This window comes from Breznakia sp. PF5-3 (assembly GCF_029504745.1).
Classification (GTDB): domain Bacteria; phylum Bacillota_I; class Bacilli_A; order Erysipelotrichales; family Erysipelotrichaceae; genus Breznakia.
In genome coordinates this window covers 22,169-40,922 of sequence record NZ_JAQFIQ010000021.1, presented here as the reverse complement: position 1 = coordinate 40,922, position 18,754 = coordinate 22,169, and the positions used below count along the sequence as shown (strand labels likewise).

Below are 18,754 nucleotides of genomic sequence, written 5' to 3'. Positions count from 1 at the left end.
ACTGTTCCTTCATTTGTAGCTGTTATTGTGTATGTCAATTCTTCGCCTGGTGATGCATATCCATCCCCATTTGCGTCACTTACACTCTTCACTGCTGATGTAAGATCACTTATTCCGGTTGGAATTTCTGCAGTTGGACTTTGATCTCCAATGGTAGCTTTATTCGCTATCTTCTTAACTTTCGTTGTATCTAAGTCTGCTTTTACATTTACTTTGAATGTCAATGTCAGTGTTTCATTTGCTTGTAACTTGTATTTCAATCCTGTTACTAACTCACTTCCACTTACTGTTCCATTCTTAGTTGCATCCTTGTCACTCTTCACTGTTACTACGATGCTTGCCGCACTCTCGTCTACATTTCCTAACACATTTGTTAGTTCATCTTTTAGTGTTAATTCGCTTGACGTAGCTGCACCTGAGTTTTTAGCGGTAATCACATATGTCAATTCTTCTCCAGGAGCTGCAATATTATCGCCACTTGCATCACTTACTGTTTTGCTTGTAGAAAGTTCAACTTTTCCCGTTGGAATTTCAATCGTTGGTTTTGTATCTCCAACTGTTGCTGTGTTCGCTATCTTGTTTACTTTACTTACATCTAAATCATCTTTTACTGTTACTGCGAAACTTACACTCAATGTCTTATCTTTCGCTAACTTGTCAATTGTGATTCCATCAATCAAGTCTTGTAATGTATAATTTCCTACTGGTGCTCCATCTATTGTCACGTTGATGTTTACTGCTGATGGTGTTTCGTTAATGTGTCCTACCACTCCAGTCATTTCATCTTTTACCAATAAATCGCTTGCATCTGCTGGTCCATTGTTTTTCGAGATAATTGTATATGTCAGTTTTTCTCCTGGTGATGCTACTCCATCTCCACTTGCATCCACTACTTTCTTAGCTGATTGTAGTTCTGCTTTTCCTGTTAGAATAATGCTTTCACCAACTGTTGATTTATTCACAATTTCTTTTACTGTATCTACATCTAAGTCTGCTTTTACTTTTACCTTGAATACAACAGTAACTTTTGTTTTCCCAGCAATTTTATCAATAGGGATTCCATCAATTAAATCTTGCACTGTGTGTGTTGTAATAGCACCATTATTATTAACTGTAACAGATCCTGCTTTTGGATCCTCTACATATGGTAATACGGTTTTTAATTCATCTTGGATAAGAACATTTTTTGCTGATCCACTACCTTCATTTTCATAAGTTAGAGTATACGTTAATTCTTCTCCAGGAGATGCATATCCATCTCCATTTTTATCTACAACTGTTTTTTCACTATTTTCGCTCCATGTTCCATATAAGAATGTAATTACTGTATCTTCAGTAGGCGTATACACAAGGTCGCCAGAACTGTCTAAATTATAGATTGTCTTATCTGTATTTACATTGTATCCTAATATCTCATAATCTGAAATTTCTGGAGGAGTTCTAGTTAATTCTTTATCAATTTTTACAATCTCAGGATTTGGATCCATACTAAATGCAGGTAAAGCTAGACCTGAATCTATATCTTTTCCTTCATAACTAATTGTTATCCATCCTGATGGATTTCTTTCGTATTTAAACTCATGTGTAAAATCTTCATCAACATATTTTTTATCATCCAATGTCAATGATAATGAGCCATCTTGTGGTGTACTAAATAACCAATATTTATCTTCACCATTTGGAAGAACATCATATTTTTCGACTTTCACTTTATCATATCCAAAAGTAGGGTTTTCAATTACATTTCCTTTAGCATCTAAAGGCACTCCATATACATCCGAAGTATCTGTTCCCTCTTTTGTCTTAGTAACATTTTCACTTGTTGGAGCATAAATTTCTTCATAGATTTTTCCATCTACATATCCATTTCCAACATGTTCAATAACTGCTGGTGTATAGAAGTTATCTGCAGTATATGCTTTTAAAGTATTTGTAACTTTACCATAAGCATTATCTACTGTTAACACATAAATTCTACCATTCTCAGTTATTTCTATTTCATCTTTCCATTCTTTACCATCATCACCACCACTGATCGTGTCGTCTAATAAATCTGCTTTCTTCGTATATGCGGAATTATTATACATTGCATTAAATTGATCAATTGTCAATTCATCATCAGCAATATTAAAATCTGGATTTGATTTATCATATGGAACAAATACATATTTTACATCTCGTAAATCCGATGTAAATTTAATATTCATATCTTCATCTACATATGCTGCTGGAATATCTGCTTTTACAGTTACTTTATCACTTTTTGTATTACCCTCTGTTTGGTAAATTTTTGATGTACTCTTTTGAATGGTAACATCTACAGGCGTTACCATTGGTGCACCTCTCATAAATACTAACTCATGATTATACTTATTATATAATCCTTCTCCTGGTCTAACACTTCCTGTATGTAAATCATAAAGTTCATTATCCCAACCCCAAGCAATAGCTCCGGCGCCATCATACGTTGTTTTGTACAAGTTACCTGAAGCATCAACATATAAACTTGAAGATTGATATGTACTAATATCTATCATATAAGGAGTTTGTTTCATATTATGTCCAGTCCAATTATGAGTTTCTAAGTCGACTGCAAGACCAATCCAACCTTTTTCTTTTTCTTTAATTGCTGGAACACTTGTTTCTTCTGTTACTCCTGATGGAAGATCATATGTTGAACGATTGTCTACCAACCAAGTCCCAGTATAACTATCTTCAGCTACATAATAGTTTCCCGAAATTGTACTAGCTCCATCTTTTCTAACTACATATACTAGTCTTCTGTCCTTCTCATCCACTAGATACACTTTTGAATGCGCTGTTGCTAACGCAGCTAAAGTTGTTGGATTATTATTTGAAAACTCCCCAACGGTTTTACAATATTTTTTATCATAAATTGTAGGATGCATTCCATTTGCTATATCAGAGAAATTCCCCCACCAACGATATGTATTTATCGTTTCATTCATGTATGTACCATAAGCACCGCTTGTAGGCCAATTTGAAAAAACTGGTCCCTTTACTGCTTGAATATATTCTTGAGTATCTCCATCACCCATGGTAAGAGGTTGCATTGTCGCTTTTAAACGAACTTCATGTAATTTCCCATATCTAGTTGGATCTGGATTTCCTGCTCCAACATTTGCTGGTGCCATCGGTCCATCGGTTGAAAAAGAATAGAAAACATTTGATCCCCAACTCCAAACACGACCATGTGTATCAATTACATAGCTTGTATAACGCCCACAGATAATTTTTTGCCACTCTGGTGTATATCCATATGGATTACTTGTTAAATCTATACCTACTTCTGTAGGTGTTAACATTGTTGTAAATCCACCAACACTTGTTGCTATATGACCCCATTGGTAAATTTTACCATCTTCAGTAAGGGCTAAACTTGAATTTGTTGAAGCTGAAATTTGCACAACTTTTTTATTGTTATTTGCAAACCATTCAACTTCTTTAGGATAATTCACATTTGTTGTGTTTCCATGTCCAAGTCGACCTTGATAACCATATCCTTGTGTGTACACTTTTCCATCTTTGCTAAGGAACATACAGTGTGCATCACCTAATGATATATCAACAATATTTAACCCATTTAAACTTGTCATTTCTTTTGGTGTAGTAACATAAACACCACTATTTGGAATTCTATTGTTATCTGCATATCCCCATGCAAAAATACGACCATCTTCAGCCATTGCGTACGTATGAGATGCCGCTTCAATACCAGTTACTATTTTTCTAATTTTAACACCTGATAATGCTGCGATTGGTTTTGGAGTTTGGTTAACACTACGGTTTGAACCATCTCCCATCTGACCTTCAATTCCACGTCCCCATACATATACTTGACCTTTATCATCAATTGCATATGCAGTATAATATCCACTTTCAATAGAAACAATATTAATATCGTTTTCTGTAAAGTATGGGATACGTTTCATACCACCATTATACATACCAGTAGCAGTATAGCCACACCCTTGGATACCATGTTCATTATATCCCCATGTCCATACTTTTCCATTGGTATCTAATGCAAGTCCACTCAACAATCCTTGATCGGCTTGTGTAAAACGAACTGCAGATACTTGCCCATAATCGGGAGCATCTCCATTTCCTCTAGGTTTAAGCGGACTTCGCATAAAGCTAAGCCATAAATTACCATTAGAATCTTCATCATGAAGATTCGTTGTTTCATTCAAATTGCTTTCATTTGAATTAGAAACACTAGCATCTGTTTTTTCAACTGTTTGCGAAGATGTCTCATTAGCACTCGCAAATATTTCTGTTGGTAAACTTGTAAGCATCATAAATGCTGCCAAGAACACAACAAAAAGTTTGTAGAAATAAGATGTTAAGTTTCCTTTTTTCTTTTCTCTTTTGACCATTTTTTCCTCCATCCTTACAATACTCAATGGAATTTTTAATCCATCTCAGTATTAAAGTCGCTACTTCATTTTAAAAGGTTCGAAATTATTTCAAATATTTAGAAACAACTGTAACATCCACTACGTTTCCTGCGTTATCATGTATTTCAAAAATATTTTCCGTATAATCTTCATAATTAAAATGAATGGTTTGCGTTTCTTGATTAAAAGTAAAGTTCGTATTCAATTGTCCATTTTTATAATATTTAATCATGGCTGGATTTATTTTCGATTGGGTATCATTTAAATAAACTGTATATACGTTTCCATCAGCAGAATAGCCAAGATATTCCGTTGGTGTTCTATCAATATTGTTTATCGAAATAACTCTTTCATCTACAACGTTTCCTTCAAACATAATTTGGATTACATAATCCCCATTTTCATGAATCTCTTGAGTTTGTACACCATTAATTAATATCTCATCGTAGTTATCATTGGTTACTTTCACTTCTACATGTACAAGTTGATTTGTAAATTCTTCACTATAGATAACATCTTGTATTTGACACTTCTCTGGTGCAACAGCAGGAGCTTTTTTATCTAGATGAACTGGATTCACTCCGACTGCAACAGTTGGGGCTCTATTCAATAAAAGACCTCCAGAAATTGTAATTGTGGCAACAACTCCTCCTGTAATTAATCGTTTTGCCATAGATCCGCCAATTTTAGCTGTTGAACCATTAACTGCACTAATTCCAGTTGCTAATCCTATTCCACCACCAATTCCTTTTGCAGTGTTCACAATCGTTGTGTAATCTGGCTGTACAGTAGGTATTTGCGTTTGCATGTAGTAACAAGCAGAAACAAAAATAGTAGGAATTGAAAAACCATATGTTTTATATGTACCTGGAGTTATTCCATTTTTCTTTAAACTATCTTGAAGAATAACCTTAGCTTTATATGTTCTACTTTTAACAGTTCCTTTAGGAATTCTTAAAATTCCTGATATCTCCTTCTCACTTAATCCCTCTAAATATTTAAGAATGGCAACATCTTTTATCTTATTATTCATCATTTTTATTTCTTTAGAAACAATATCTTGAAGAACCTTATCCTCCATCTGTTCATCAATTGTATCACTCTTATTATCCTCTAGAGCATCAATGTCCATATACTCTGGCAAATCAACGGTTTTGATTTTATTCTTTCTATATATATTCTGACACTCACAATATGCAATTCGCATAATCCAAGCATGAAAAGCTTCAAGGTGTTGCAATTTGCTAATACCTCGATATACAGAGAGAAAAGTATTTTGCACCACATCTTGTGCTAAATCCGTATCACTCAAATGATTATAAGCAAAAAACAACACTCGATTAAAATAGTGATCATAAATTTTCGCAAACGCTTCTTCACTTCCATCTTTGAATGCTTGAATGACTTCATGACTTATTCTTTTAGTTTCCATATTGTCCCCCTTATTATTTATAAAATATTCTACTGACATCTTCTATATACATATGTAACTATCCTTATATCTTATTCGCTTTATTCTATTCTTTGCATTATGCTTCTTGAGTCATCGTAAATTCCCCACTGATTTGTGCACCTTTTTCTATTTCAATTACATTGGTATAAATATCACCAAAAATCTTTGCACTTTCATTTACATTTAAACTACTTGTCTTCATATTCCCTTCAATAGTTCCAGCAACTACAATGTCTTGCGTTTCAATATTTCCTTTTATATATCCCTTTTCCGATATAAATATTTGTTTTGAAGCTAAAATATCACAAAGTAAACTACCACTTTTTATATGCACCATAGGAGCAATAAGTTTTCCCTTGATTTGCGCATCTGCATCAATTTCTATATATTTTTCTGATTTTACAGATCCATTTACCTTTCCTAGTATCATTACTTCTTCTTTCGCAATAATATTTCCATCTATCTTTGTTTGTGATGAAATTATTGAAACACCTTCATTTCCTTTTAAATCCTGCATTATTATATTTGGTCGTTGATCAACTTTAGGCTTTGGTTCTTCATTGCTAGTTTTTGGTTTCACTATTTCTTTATTTAAAGATTTTACGCTTTGTTGTACTGGTTGACGTTTTGGTTCCACTTGCTCATGTTTTTGAATCACATCTACTTTAGAATCTAATTTTAAAGACTGTGTTTGCTGGATACAAGCATGATAAAAATCTGAAATCGTATCTTCCATATTATCCATCAATCCATTGATAAATGTTAACGTAGAGTTTACTGTTCTTCGATCCATATCTCCTAGGTTTTGTGCATTAAAATCATTAAGTAACAACTTACAAGCTCTTAAATCTTCAGATAACCTATTATAATTATCATGCATATTACTTTGTTCAAGCAACATGTCTATTTGCTTATCATGTTTCGCTAAGTTTGACAAATATTCCCATTCACTACTATTTACTTCTTGATAAAGAGTTTCATACACATCTACTGCTAATTCGATTTCCTTTTTCAATTGATATAAAAGAATCTTACGTATGATATACGTAATTATTAATACTGCGATTACAAATGATAAAATTGCAATTATTACATTAAACGAAAATATGTTAGCCCCTGTCAATATATCCATGTCTTTTCTCCTCTTGCTCCCAATATAAGAAATATGCTATTTTCATAATAACCTGATAACTTTGTTATTATAAATACTTTAATATACTAAAAAAACGAACTTATCCCATAATACATACGCCACTATCTTCCTTGGATACACACCCTCTCAATTTATAGTCGTAAATTACAGTGAATAAGTTCATTTTGTTTTTATTACTTTTAAAAAAATTAAAATAAACTGTAGTTTCAGTTTATTAAATATAATAATTTATAAAAAAATTCAACGAAGCCTAACCTGTCTTAAAATAATGTCCTTCATGAAATACTCATTATCATTTACGCCCTCAAATAATAGATGATTATTTATGATTATACTATACGCCTTTTTTACCAAAATAAATATTATTTGTTATAAGTGTTTCATGAATTGTCACAAATCATCAATATATAAGAAATAATTAAATATTTTCTTTCCTATATATAGTATGATTCTATGAATTTTTAGTTTTCGTTGTTATTCCTTATATCTTACGGTATAATGGTTAAAATTATAGTTGAGGTGAACTTATTATGAAAAGAATTGTAATTAAAGTTGGTTCCAGTACCATTGCTTATGAGAATGGTTTGTTGAACCTAAGAAAAATTGAAGAACTCACAAAGATTATTAGTGACTTGAGTAATCAAGGTATGGAAGTAATCCTAGTTAGCAGCGGATCCGTTGCTGCTGGTATGGGAAAAATGCAAATGACCTCAGCCCCCTCAACTTTATTTAACAAGCAAGCAGTTGCTGCTATTGGACAATGTGAATTAATGTATATATATGATAAGTTTTTTTCACAATTTGGAAAAATTGTAGGACAAATGCTAATGACAAAACGCGTTGTTGTAGATAGTACCTTAAGAGAAAATGCTACCAATACATTGGAAACACTACTACAATATCGTAGTATTCCTATTATTAACGAAAATGATAGTGTAGCAACAGAAGAACTTGTATATGGAGACAATGATACCTTGGGAGCAATCACTGCACAGCTAATTAACGCAGAAATGTTGATTGTTTTAAGTGATATCGATGGTCTTTATGATAAAAATCCAAGTTGTTATCCTGATGCTAAACTTATCCCAATAGTTGAAAAGGTAACTAAAGAGATTGAAGATATGGCTGAAGACACTACAAATAAAGTTGGTACTGGTGGTATGATTACAAAATTAGCAGCAGCAAAAATTGCTACAAGTGCTGGATGTGATATGGTAATTTGTAACAGTAAAGACTTAAATGTTATCTATGATGTTATTGAAAACAAAAAAGTAGGTACACTATTTAAAAAGGAGGTATAAAATGAGTGAATTAATATGTAAAGGAAAAGCTTGTAAAGATGCTTCTTATGAATTAATGAATTTAGATGAACAAAGTAAGAACAATCTTTTAGATGCAATTGCTCAAAGCTTAAAAATACATACAAGTACAATTTTAGAAGCTAATAAAAAAGATATTGAACAAGCAGAACTAAATAAGAAACCAATTTCATTTATTGATCGTTTAACCCTGACTCCATCACGTATGGATGCTATCATCGCTGGTGTTAAGCAAGTTATTTCCTTACCAGACCCTTGCAATGTTATATTGGACGAATGGCAAAGAAATGATTTAAAGATTATCAAAAAAAGTGTCCCAATTGGTGTTATAGGAATGATTTACGAAGCACGACCTAATGTTAGTGTAGATGCTGCGACACTTTGTTTAAAAGCTGGAAATGTTTGTTTTTTACGCGGTAGTAAAGATACCATACATTCTAATAAAGCTTTAGTCCAAGCTATGAAGGAAGGTATCATAAAAGCAGGCTACAATGAACATTTTATTGAACTGCTAGAAGATACATCAAGAGAAAGTGCTGTTGCTTTTATGAAATTAATAGAATATTTAAATTTGCTAATTCCTCGAGGTGGAGCAAACCTTATCAAAGCAACAGTTGAAAATGCAAGTGTTCCTATTATTGAAACAGGAACTGGAAATTGTCATGTATATGTTGACAAAGATGCTGACTTCAAAAAAGCAATTGATATTATTATCAATGCAAAGTGTCAACGAATCAGTGTTTGTAATACCTGTGAAAGTGTTTTAGTTCACAACGATATACAAGCTAACTTTTTACCACTGTTAATTGAGAACTTAAAAGCAAATCAGGTGTTAATTCATGGAGATGCTTTAACTACTTCATATGACGATAGTATTTTACTAGCAGATGAAGAAGATTATGGAAAAGAGTATCTTGCTATGGAAATATCTGTGAAAGTTGTTTCTTCATTAGACGACGCTATCTCACATATTAATCATTATGGAACACATCATTCCGATGTTATTATTACGGAAGATAAGAAGCGTGCAGAAAAATTCTTGAATCAAGTAGATAGTGCAGTTGTGTACGAAAATGCTTCTAGTCGTTTCTCAGATGGTGAAGAGTTTGGTTTTGGAGCAGAAATTGGAATCTCTACACAAAAAATTCATGCCCGTGGTCCTATGGGACTAACCGCATTAACATCCTATAAATATCTTGTATATGGAGATGGAACAATACGAAAATAATATCCTTGCGGATATTATTTTTTTGGTAATATAAGATTCAAAGCTTTTGGTATTACATAAATTTCAGGATCTTTTTCCAATGTCGTTTCCCCATCCATATTTAATGCAACGGCTTTCTCTCCTATAATTTTTATTTTCTTACATTGTCGATGATAAGCAAAATCATATTTCATATGTTCGCCAGCCTTATAAGTACTAATTAACCCCATAACTCGATAACGGGGCAATGAAGTAATGGTTAATACATCCATACATCCATCATCAATCGTTGCATCTGGGGTGGGATTGAATCCACCACCATAATAGCGTCCATTCGCAGCCACAACAAATATATAGTTTTGTTCTGGTATATATTCATCATCAATTTGCAAACTGTGCTTAAATTTCATAGAAGAAAAAAAACTATTGAATACAGCTAAAAGATATGCCATTTTCCCATTAACGAAAGGAACTCGCTTGAATTTTGCAACCTTTTGTACAACTTGAGCATCAAACCCTACTGAAGCAATATTCATACATACACGCTTATTACATTTCAAAAGGTCACTTTTCATCAAATACCCATCTTTAATAGCTTTTAAATCTAAAAAATCTTCATGTGTATATGCATCAAAATATTTTATAAAATCATTTCCTGTCCCGATTGGAATAATAGCTAAACTTGCATTTGGATACTCGTACATTCCATTTAACACTTCGTGAAGTGTTCCATCTCCGCCACAAGCATAAAAACGAACATCCTCACCTTCAGAGGCGTATTGCTTTGCAATCTCTGTAGCATGATGTTCTTGCTTAGTTAATTCAATATAATATTCACAATCTTTAAAAACTTTTTTAATTTCACCACTCAATGCAACGCTTTGATTACGCTTCCCTGCAATTGGGTTAATTATAAATACATGTTTCATATATCATCCTCTGCTTTTAAGTGTAATTGAAGAAAGCAAAAATATCAATGAAAGAAGTATAATTTTCCTTGTTTTTATCGAAAAAAGACTTGCAAAGCACATGGAAGTTTGATATTATGATAAAGCGCTGTAAAGAGCATGTTATTAATGCGCCCATAGCTCAACTGGATAGAGCGTCTGACTACGGATCAGAAGGTTGTGGATTCGATTTCTGCTGGGCGCGCCATTTATTTATTTAGAGTATTCGGGAAGTAGCACAGCTTGGTAGTGCACCTGGTTTGGGACCAGGGGGTCGCAGGTTCGAATCCTGTCTTCCCGACCATTAAAATTTTGGCTGGGTAGCTTAGCTGGCTAGAGCATCCGGTTCATACCCGGAAGGTCGTGAGTTCGAGTCTCACTTCAGCCACCATTTTATTTAATGCTTAAGCTGGACCCTTAGCTCAGTTGGTCAGAGCATCCGGCTCATAACCGGTGGGTCACAGGTTCGAGTCCTGTAGGGTCCACCATTTAAAAAAAGAATCTATTTGGAGGAATACCCAAGTGGCTGAAGGGTCCGGTCTTGAAAACCGGTAGGTCGGGAAACTGGCGCCTGGGTTCGAATCCCAGTTCCTCCGCCATTCTTAAAATTTAGTATACCATTTATCGCGGGGTAGAGCAGTTCGGTAGCTCGTCGGGCTCATAACCCGGAGGTCGCAGGTTCAAATCCTGTCCCCGCAACCAAATGGTCCCGTAGCTCAGTCGGTAGAGCAAAGGACTGAAAATCCTTGTGTCGTTGGTTCGATTCCGACCGGGACCACCATTTGAAAAAATAGTGCTTAATCCTTAATTTAAAGGTTTAAACACTTTTTTTATTTATCTAATAGAATTGTTAATTTCTAAATTTTTATCATGTTTTATCACATAAATGTCGTCAAAACAAATCGCATCAATAATGATTTCAAACGCCTCTTCATATGATATATTGCCATCGCTCAAGTCTATCAATATATCGTATATATTATCACCTCAATAGTATACATAATATATAGAAAAGAAATCCTAAAATATTCTCTAATTAGTAAACAACCATATGATAAAAATTACTATGATGATCCCTAATGTAATTAGTAATCTGCCAAGTGCATAAGACTTATTATCATTATTCAATTGATTCATTTTATTTGAAAATTTCTGATTTTTCATAAATATTCCTCTTTTCAAAATTCTATTACTATTTCTATTCTATTCCAATATCATGTTACTTTGTGGAACACCAAATTCTACAATATCATATGGCTCACCCTCGCTTACTGTAACAAGTATATTTGAGTCATTGTCTCCACCTACAGAGAATGGAGTTCCGCTATCCGTTGTTTTATAAGTAAAAGTATAATCTACTTTATCTGGATACTTCCCATAGCAGATCTAGTTAAAGTTACAACATAAGTTGCTGTGCCTCCTGAATATCTTTTTTTGAGTATGAATTAATTTTAAGTTTTTTCATTTTTTCCTTCTTTTCTTTTTATCAAATCCTATATGGCTACATCTATCATTTAATAGTTATAATATATCATCTTTTTATACATTTGTGTAAAAATAGTCGGTGAAACGTGACATTTGGTAGCGCCTATGGAAAAATCTGCAAATTGATGGAATTTTTGGAAAACTAAGTGGAGTAAAACCTAAAGGAGATCATACAGTAGGGCTTTTAAAAGGAAGTAAATAAAAAAGCTACGAATGAGTAGCTTTTATTATTGTTCTATTTTTCTTTTTATAGTATTTATACTAATCAACCCTGCTACTAATAACAACGAAATCATAAGTTTTGCATTTGATGTATCATTAGTTTCTGGAGCATCTTTTCCTGATGCTTTATTAGGTGTTGGAGTTGGTGCAGGCTTTGGAACTATATAATTCATGTTGAATGCTCCTTCTGCTGCTAAACCATTTGAATATTGAATTGCTATATTATGTTCCCCATAAGGTAATGATTTCATATATTCATCCTTAAAAGTTACCACTGTACTTCCCAATGTAACTTCATAGTTTGATGAATCTACCACTTCACCATCAATCAATACATTACTAAATAAATCTTTATCATAATTAACACTAGTTATATATGGTTGTTCACCTGTATAAGTATCTCCATTGACATGATTGATTGTCATATCTGGTGTAAAGCTACCTGCGTTTGGAGAAGTGTATTTAATTCCTTCTGTTTTTACCACATCAAAGCCATTTGAAACACATGATACTAAATTATCAAATTGATTCCTACTAAAATAATCTTTGCTATAAGTATATGTTTTTTTATATATTCCAGATTTTAATTTTCCATCTCTATTTAAACACCATCCATAGCTCTCCACATTACCATTTATTGCTGCACCATTAGAGTAACCATAATCATAAAGCTTATTAACATACGTATTTGTGTTGTCACAATCCAGGACAATTATATCATTGTATATTAGTGTAATTCTCGGCATCCTTTGAGTGAATAATCCATTTTTGGGCAAATATCCACTAAGAAAATTGAATCTTTCTCCAATTTCCAAACCGTCTTCTACTTCTAATTTTGCTATTTCAGTCACAATTATTTCTGTATCAGTTTCAACTATATCAAACCGTTCCAGAGTAAACTTTCCCCCTGCGAATTCATAAACATTTTGGTTACTTGCGCTCAAAGTAGCACTATTCATTGTAAGCACTAATGTAAAAACCAAAAAAGCAGAAAACATAATCATTATTCTTTTTTTCATAATATTATATCCTTTCTTTTTGTATTATGCATATTAATTATACGGTATTATTAATCCAAAAAACAAGAATATATTGAACATTCAAAAAAAACTACCCTCAACAATTATGAGAGTAAGTCTTTTTAGTCTTTTACTTCATATATTAAAACATAACATAGCCATTTATCCATATATTTTCCAGCATTTGTTTTCAAAGTAATTAAAGCTTCCTCTGTAGACATATGGAGCTTTATTCTCTATATGTGCATATGCAACCTATTTTGTCCAACCTCTACTATCAAGCTTTATTTTAAGAACATCCTAACCACCATTTACTTTTTCTAATATCCTTTTCTTTTCCTATTCCTCTACTTTCTTTATTTCTATTATGCTATAATTCTTGCATATAAGGAGATATCATATGTCTGATTTAAATAATGATGAATTATACTTCACATGTCCCCATTGTGGTAATCACATTGCTTTAAGCTATGTGAAAAATCGCGTTAAGAAAGTCAAGGGAAATAAGGAATGCCCTCATTGTGGTAAAAAAAGCAGAATCGCTATAAATAAAGTTGATTACTTTGTTATAGTTTGTTTAACGGTTTTGATTTTTGTACCAATTTTTCTTTTTCTCAATAATTTAATACAAACTAGTATTTCAACCACTTTACTAGAAATGATTCTAACTATTGCATTACTTTTTGCATTTGCATTCTCTGCATTGTTATTTCGAGATCTAATAATCCGAAAAAGGTTAATAGGTTATTTAGCTAATTACAATCAAAATACAGATAAACAGAAAATGAAACTCACTAAGAAAGGAAACGTTTTTTAAGACTATGATTAGTCTTTTTTTATTTTCTATTCCTCCTAAAATAATTTCATTGTTCATCAATTGGATAATTCCACTAAATAACCTCGATTCTCTTTTTACCAAATTCAGCACAAGAATCAAATTCAATTCGATACCAGTCTTTTAAAAAGGAATTATATAGTTCATTGGTATAACCACTGATCATTGTTTTTGCATTACTTTTTAATATGACTTTTAACAAATCAATGTGGTCAACTTTTGTCATTTCGTGTTTATATTGTTTTCTGCCCTAGTATTCAATAAATATGGTGGATTTATATACATAAATACATTTTCATAATTAAGTCTTCAATCACTTCTATAGTTGGTTTATTTTCAAGTTATGTCGTTGGTTCGATTCCGATCAGGACCACCATTTTAAAAAAATAGTACTTAAGCCTTATGGTTTAGGTACTATTTTATTTAGAGATACAAAGAGTTTATCAACTTCTCCACCTTTTTCTTACTTATTTGCTAATACATAACTTTTATCGATACGCTGATATATTTCTTCAATTGGAACAGATCCATCTAAGCAAATCGTATACCAATGTTTTTTATTCATATGATACCCAGGAAAATATCGTTTATTATCTATTAAAGTTACAAGTTCTTCTGGATTATATCGAAGATCAATAACTTCTATCAATCCATCTTCCATAATTCCTAATTTTGATTTCTTTATTGTTAATAATGCCGCATACCATTGATTTGTTTCTTTACGACGAAGAATTGCATTATTTGGGGTTTTCTTCCACAAAAATTCCAATTCATCCTGATACGTTTCTTTAGCATATTGAATAACTTGCTTTGCATATTCACTTTTGAAAACATCCATATCAAAACAACACTCTGCAACTTCACTAAGTTTTGCTACATACTCTTCACGAATAGCACTTACAAAAGATCCTTGTGCAGATTTTAAAAGATGAAGTATGTAGGTTTCATCTGTCGCTACATCAATTACCTCACTTAATACTTCACCTGTTTTTGTAATTGTAACAATCATATCAAACTGTTCTTCTCCTAAGCTTGATTTATAAACATATGCTTCGTTATGCTTTTTAAATCCATAGGTAAGCAATGCTTCGATATTCATCTTTTTGTTTTTAAACAAGCTTTCTGTATCTAACATATAAGTCCTTTCTATATAATATAAATAGCATCACATAATATATATTAACCCCATTATAACATGCCCTAAAAACTTTTTTATTCTTTCGTGCGTTAGAAATGACAATATCCTATTTTATGATATTATATAGATACCACTTATATAATAGGAAAGTGGAGAAACTTCTATTAATGAATATTAATTTGTTCCCTTAATTTTTCTCATAATGATTTTACTAAAGTATTAATATTCAGATAGTTCCCTCTAAAAATAGAAGTTTAAAGTCATTGGTTCCCCTAAGCCAATGACTTTTTATTTTATCCATGTACCTCAATAGATGAAACTAGCGTTTAATGATATGATAAAGCTGGAAAGAAAAAGGGGGATATTTATGATTAACCAATATTATCAATATGAAGGAGAACGCCTTGCAAACAAAGTGAAAGCAATTCAAGATAAGTTACCTATTACAAATCGAAGACGTATTCTTTCATCAAAAATGACATTAGATAATGTTTTAATCAATATCATAGGTGAACATCATGATGATGAAAGTAACCTTATGTTTCTAATAACATTTGATATTGAAAACAACAATATCGAAGCACATGTCGCTATTGGTGGAGCACCAAAAGAAGATGTATACCAACATAGCCATCATGAACGATTATTATTAGATTCCTTTAATGAAGTATTTCTTCAAGAAGGTTTTACAATTTATGATTAATAAGAAATAAAGTAACCTTAGTAAAGGTTATTTTTTTATCTAGTTTATTTGTTCGAAAAATAGTATAATTCTTATATTATACAAAATGGAGGACGCAATGTTAAACTCAAAATACTTCGCACATATCACAGCTATCTTCACAGTCATTATTTGGGGGTCTACTTTTATTTCCACAAAAGTTTTACTTGATACCTTTACTCCAATCGAAATCTTGTTTATACGCTTTTGTATCGGTTTGATTGCTCTTTATATTATTCAACCAAAGCGAATGCAAATAAAAGATAAAAGACACAACCTCTATTTCATCGGGGCTGGGTTAAGTGGAGTTACATTATATTTTCTATTTGAAAATATAGCATTAACATATTCCCTTGCTTCAAATATTGGTGTAATCGTATCAACTGCACCTTTCTTCACTGCCATCTTAGCTCATATCTTAATTAAGGATGCAAAGATTCATCGCAATTTCATGCTGGGTTTTATCATTGCAATACTTGGTATTTTTCTTATCAGTTTTAATGGCTCTTCTGCACTTACAGTGAACCCTATTGGTGATATTCTTGCTATCCTTGCAGCCATTGTCTGGGCTTTTTACTCTATCATCATGAAACGAATTAGTACCTTTGAATATACAACCATTCAATCAACAAGACGAATCTTTAGTTTCGGTATCCTCTTTATGATTCCTTTCTTATTCTTTTTGGATTTTCATATCACACCAGATAAGTTTAGTGATCCTATTATGGTATTAAACTTATTGTATTTGGGGTTTGGTGCCTCAGCAGTATGTTTTGTTTCTTGGAATTATACAATTAAAGTTTTAGGAGCATTGCGTTCTAGTGCTTATATTTATTTAGTTCCTGTTGTTACCGTTGCTTTTTCAGCAATCATTTTAAATGAACCACTTACCTGGTCAATTGTTGTTGGAACAATCTGTACATTGCTAGGTTTATATTTGTCAGAAAAGAAAGCTACTCCAGCAAAGGAAAATATTATATTAGAGGAAGAAAAAGTTTAATTTTTTCTTTCTTGTATGTTATATTAGAAATATCGTAAGGAAAGGAGATTATCCAATGGAAAAGAAACCTTATGTTTGTCCTAAATGTGGAAATACATCTTATGAGCATGATCAATTTCAAGCTACTGGAGGAAACTTCGCTAAAATATTTGATGTTCAAAACAAGAAATTCATAACAATTTCTTGTACACAGTGTGGATTTACAGAACTATATAAAGGTCAAACAAGTGATGGATGGAACATCCTTGACTTCTTCACAAATTAAAAAGAGCGAATGCTCTTTTTTTAACTGCCGTCATAATTTTTATGTTTTTGTAAATAGTAGAACTTTATAATCGAAAAAATAACAACAATCACTATAAAAACACTGGTTATTTTAACACTGCCATACCAATAGTAAACAAAAAATGCTGCTAAAGAGCATTGTATAATCTCACCACTACCAAGTAAAAGAAGTAGCACATTTCGATTTACAACAAGAAAAAAACGATCTATATCGTAGTTTGGGTATCGCATAAATTTATATACGAAAAAGATTGCTAAAGTTACCAAGCTAGATAAAAAAGCATATACTTGTAAAAATAATAAAAAGGTAATGATTGTCATCATATACATAATAATACCATATTTATATTTCAACATTTATGACAATTGTCAAAGAAATCAATGACATCCATCAAGTGTTTTAGCCTTTTTCCTTTACTATAATAATGATATAAGCATTCATAAGCTGTATTGTTTAACAAAATATACAATTTATTTTCGTAAAAACAAGTCGGTTTATAGACTTGTTTTAAATGTATTAACAGGAGGAAATATGGTATGATAAAAAAGAAAAAGGAGGCCTTTTTAAAGATGGTAAATAATAGCTCTTTTTCTTTTAAAGCTGTAGCAATTATTATTCTTACGCTTGCCATTACTGTAATTGGCTTGCTGAGTTTTGATAGTTATTCAAAAACGCATATTAAAGACCGTATCAAAGAACCTGTTTACTTTGGTGCTTCCTATATGACTATGAACAACCCTTTTTTTGAAATTATAAACGATGAAATAAAAAGTGTGGTGGAAGCAAACGGTGATATTCTTATTACATTAGATCCAGCATTGTCATTGGATGAGCAAATCAAGCAAATTAATTATATGCTTGATAAAGGGATTGAAGTTCTTTTTGTGAATCCAATTGATTGGGAAGGATTAAGTGATGTATTAAAACGTTGCAAAGAAGAAAATGTGAAAGTCGTCGTAGTGGATACAAATATTAAAGACGATGAACTAGTGTCTTATACAGTTGTTTCTGATAATTACAATGCTGGTGTTCAAGCTGCTGAAGATATGATGTCACAATTAGATGAAGCAAACATCTTGCTGTTAGAACATAGCAATGTACAATCTGCTATCCAACGGATTCAAGGTTTTACAGATACAATTGACCCTGAACATTACCATATTGTTTATCGGAAAAACTGTGAGGGACAATTAGAAAATGCAACACCTATCGTAAATGAAGCGATTGAAGAAGGAATTAAATTTGATGTTGTTATGGCTTTAAATGACCCTAGTGCAATGGGTGCAATGGCCGCGCTTCAAGAACATGACCTATTAGATGGCATTCTAGTTTATGGAGTTGATGGCACACCAGAGACAAAAGCATTAATTCGAGATAATAAAATGCGTGGTACCGTTGCTCAATCTCCCATCAGAATGGGTAGAAGGGCAGCTGAAATCGGATACCAACTACTAAATGATGATATACCACAAAAAACAGAACTCATCGATGTAGAGTTGATCACCAAAGAAACGATTCATAATTATACAATCGAAGGGTGGCAGTAAT

Annotated in this window: 13 protein-coding genes, 7 tRNA genes and 1 pseudogene; 14 read left to right on the top strand and 7 right to left on the bottom strand. The window is 32.3% G+C overall.

Going from position 1 to position 18,754, the window contains the following annotated elements; all coding sequences use genetic code 11:
* The 3 genes and pseudogenes from M2475_RS06485 to M2475_RS06475 form a co-directional block, all read right to left on the bottom strand.
* A pseudogene (locus M2475_RS06485) lies at positions 1 to 4,400 on the bottom strand (hypothetical protein); the annotation flags it as partial.
* An 85-nt stretch (positions 4,401 to 4,485) separates the two neighbouring features.
* Positions 4,486 to 5,853, bottom strand: a complete 1,368-nt coding sequence (locus tag M2475_RS06480) for a sigma-70 family RNA polymerase sigma factor (RefSeq protein WP_277490347.1) — start codon at positions 5,851 to 5,853, stop codon at positions 4,486 to 4,488.
* 97 nt (positions 5,854 to 5,950) lie between these two features.
* Complete coding sequence (locus M2475_RS06475) at positions 5,951 to 7,006, bottom strand: polymer-forming cytoskeletal protein (RefSeq protein ID WP_277490346.1); 1,056 nt, start codon at positions 7,004 to 7,006, stop codon at positions 5,951 to 5,953.
* Positions 7,007 to 7,557: 551 nt separating this feature from the next.
* Between M2475_RS06475 and proB the strand changes: the two genes are divergently transcribed.
* Together proB and M2475_RS06465 are read left to right on the top strand one after the other, a co-directional pair.
* The gene (gene proB / locus M2475_RS06470; RefSeq protein WP_277490345.1) at positions 7,558 to 8,328 is read left to right on the top strand and encodes a glutamate 5-kinase; all 771 of its coding nucleotides are present in this window, start codon (positions 7,558 to 7,560) and stop codon (positions 8,326 to 8,328) included.
* Position 8,329: 1 nt separating this feature from the next.
* Positions 8,330 to 9,574 (top strand): glutamate-5-semialdehyde dehydrogenase, encoded by a 1,245-nt coding sequence (locus tag M2475_RS06465; protein WP_277490344.1) that lies wholly within the window; start codon positions 8,330 to 8,332, stop codon positions 9,572 to 9,574.
* 14 nt (positions 9,575 to 9,588) lie between these two features.
* Here the strand turns inward: M2475_RS06465 and M2475_RS06460 are convergent, their stop codons facing one another.
* Positions 9,589 to 10,482: a diacylglycerol kinase family protein gene (locus M2475_RS06460; RefSeq protein ID WP_277490343.1), complete on the bottom strand. Its 894-nt coding sequence runs from the start codon at positions 10,480 to 10,482 to the stop codon at positions 9,589 to 9,591.
* A 149-nt stretch (positions 10,483 to 10,631) separates the two neighbouring features.
* Between M2475_RS06460 and M2475_RS06455 the strand changes: the two genes are divergently transcribed.
* The 7 genes from M2475_RS06455 to M2475_RS06425 all read left to right on the top strand — a co-directional run bounded on the left by M2475_RS06455 (position 10,632) and on the right by M2475_RS06425 (position 11,281).
* Positions 10,632 to 10,708: transfer RNA gene (locus M2475_RS06455), tRNA-Arg, on the top strand.
* Positions 10,709 to 10,727: 19 nt separating this feature from the next.
* Positions 10,728 to 10,804: transfer RNA gene (locus tag M2475_RS06450), tRNA-Pro, on the top strand.
* A gap of 10 nt (positions 10,805 to 10,814) precedes the next feature.
* Positions 10,815 to 10,891: transfer RNA gene (locus tag M2475_RS06445), tRNA-Met, on the top strand.
* 20 nt (positions 10,892 to 10,911) lie between these two features.
* Positions 10,912 to 10,988: transfer RNA gene (locus tag M2475_RS06440), tRNA-Ile, on the top strand.
* 20 nt (positions 10,989 to 11,008) lie between these two features.
* Positions 11,009 to 11,099: transfer RNA gene (locus M2475_RS06435), tRNA-Ser, on the top strand.
* A 26-nt stretch (positions 11,100 to 11,125) separates the two neighbouring features.
* A tRNA-Met gene (locus M2475_RS06430) sits at positions 11,126 to 11,202 on the top strand.
* Positions 11,203 to 11,205: 3 nt separating this feature from the next.
* Positions 11,206 to 11,281, top strand: a tRNA-Phe gene (locus M2475_RS06425).
* 251 nt (positions 11,282 to 11,532) lie between these two features.
* Here M2475_RS06425 and M2475_RS06420 read toward each other — a convergent pair.
* Both M2475_RS06420 and M2475_RS06415 read right to left on the bottom strand, forming a co-directional pair.
* Positions 11,533 to 11,664 carry a hypothetical protein gene (locus M2475_RS06420; RefSeq protein ID WP_277490342.1) on the bottom strand — a complete coding sequence of 44 codons (132 nt, stop codon included), beginning with the start codon at positions 11,662 to 11,664 and terminating at the stop codon, positions 11,533 to 11,535.
* 548 nt (positions 11,665 to 12,212) lie between these two features.
* Positions 12,213 to 13,226, bottom strand: coding sequence for a hypothetical protein (locus M2475_RS06415; protein WP_277490341.1), 1,014 nt, complete (start codon positions 13,224 to 13,226; stop codon positions 12,213 to 12,215).
* 400 nt (positions 13,227 to 13,626) lie between these two features.
* Here M2475_RS06415 and M2475_RS06410 point away from each other — a divergent pair, with 400 nt between their 5' ends.
* Entirely contained in the window at positions 13,627 to 14,043 is a 417-nt protein-coding gene (locus tag M2475_RS06410; RefSeq protein WP_277490340.1) for a hypothetical protein, read from the top strand.
* 481 nt (positions 14,044 to 14,524) lie between these two features.
* Here M2475_RS06410 and M2475_RS06405 read toward each other — a convergent pair whose 3' ends face one another.
* Positions 14,525 to 15,196: an MmcQ/YjbR family DNA-binding protein gene (locus M2475_RS06405; RefSeq protein WP_277490338.1), complete on the bottom strand. Its 672-nt coding sequence runs from the start codon at positions 15,194 to 15,196 to the stop codon at positions 14,525 to 14,527.
* A 370-nt stretch (positions 15,197 to 15,566) separates the two neighbouring features.
* On the opposite strand from M2475_RS06405, the gene M2475_RS06400 reads away from it, so the two are divergent.
* The 4 genes from M2475_RS06400 to M2475_RS06385 all read left to right on the top strand — a co-directional run bounded on the left by M2475_RS06400 (position 15,567) and on the right by M2475_RS06385 (position 18,753).
* The gene (locus M2475_RS06400; protein ID WP_277490336.1) at positions 15,567 to 15,902 is read left to right on the top strand and encodes a hypothetical protein; all 336 of its coding nucleotides are present in this window, start codon (positions 15,567 to 15,569) and stop codon (positions 15,900 to 15,902) included.
* Positions 15,903 to 15,999: 97 nt separating this feature from the next.
* Positions 16,000 to 16,920 (top strand): DMT family transporter, encoded by a 921-nt coding sequence (locus M2475_RS06395; RefSeq protein WP_277490335.1) that lies wholly within the window; start codon positions 16,000 to 16,002, stop codon positions 16,918 to 16,920.
* A 55-nt stretch (positions 16,921 to 16,975) separates the two neighbouring features.
* Positions 16,976 to 17,185 (top strand): zinc ribbon domain-containing protein, encoded by a 210-nt coding sequence (locus M2475_RS06390; RefSeq protein WP_277490334.1) that lies wholly within the window; start codon positions 16,976 to 16,978, stop codon positions 17,183 to 17,185.
* A gap of 557 nt (positions 17,186 to 17,742) precedes the next feature.
* Positions 17,743 to 18,753, top strand: coding sequence for a sugar ABC transporter substrate-binding protein (locus M2475_RS06385; protein ID WP_277490333.1), 1,011 nt, complete (start codon positions 17,743 to 17,745; stop codon positions 18,751 to 18,753).
* The last annotated feature ends 1 nt before the right edge of the window (position 18,754 follow it).

Excerpts from the sequence above, each read along its gene's own strand:
- M2475_RS06465 (WP_277490344.1), top strand. The coding sequence starts at position 8,330 with ATGAGTGAATTAATATGTAAAGGAAAAGCTTGTAAAGATGCTTCTTAT.
- M2475_RS06390 (WP_277490334.1), top strand. The coding sequence starts at position 16,976 with ATGGAAAAGAAACCTTATGTTTGTCCTAAATGTGGAAATACATCTTAT.
- M2475_RS06385 (WP_277490333.1), top strand. The coding sequence starts at position 17,743 with ATGATAAAAAAGAAAAAGGAGGCCTTTTTAAAGATGGTAAATAATAGC.
- M2475_RS06405 (WP_277490338.1), bottom strand. The coding sequence starts at position 15,196 with ATGTTAGATACAGAAAGCTTGTTTAAAAACAAAAAGATGAATATCGAA.
- M2475_RS06415 (WP_277490341.1), bottom strand. The coding sequence starts at position 13,226 with ATGAAAAAAAGAATAATGATTATGTTTTCTGCTTTTTTGGTTTTTACA.
- M2475_RS06460 (WP_277490343.1), bottom strand. The coding sequence starts at position 10,482 with ATGAAACATGTATTTATAATTAACCCAATTGCAGGGAAGCGTAATCAA.
- M2475_RS06420 (WP_277490342.1), bottom strand. The coding sequence starts at position 11,664 with ATGAAAAATCAGAAATTTTCAAATAAAATGAATCAATTGAATAATGAT.
- M2475_RS06395 (WP_277490335.1), top strand. The coding sequence starts at position 16,000 with ATGTTAAACTCAAAATACTTCGCACATATCACAGCTATCTTCACAGTC.
- M2475_RS06400 (WP_277490336.1), top strand. The coding sequence starts at position 15,567 with ATGATTAACCAATATTATCAATATGAAGGAGAACGCCTTGCAAACAAA.
- M2475_RS06480 (WP_277490347.1), bottom strand. The coding sequence starts at position 5,853 with ATGGAAACTAAAAGAATAAGTCATGAAGTCATTCAAGCATTCAAAGAT.
- proB (WP_277490345.1), top strand. The coding sequence starts at position 7,558 with ATGAAAAGAATTGTAATTAAAGTTGGTTCCAGTACCATTGCTTATGAG.
- M2475_RS06475 (WP_277490346.1), bottom strand. The coding sequence starts at position 7,006 with ATGGATATATTGACAGGGGCTAACATATTTTCGTTTAATGTAATAATT.
- M2475_RS06410 (WP_277490340.1), top strand. The coding sequence starts at position 13,627 with ATGTCTGATTTAAATAATGATGAATTATACTTCACATGTCCCCATTGT.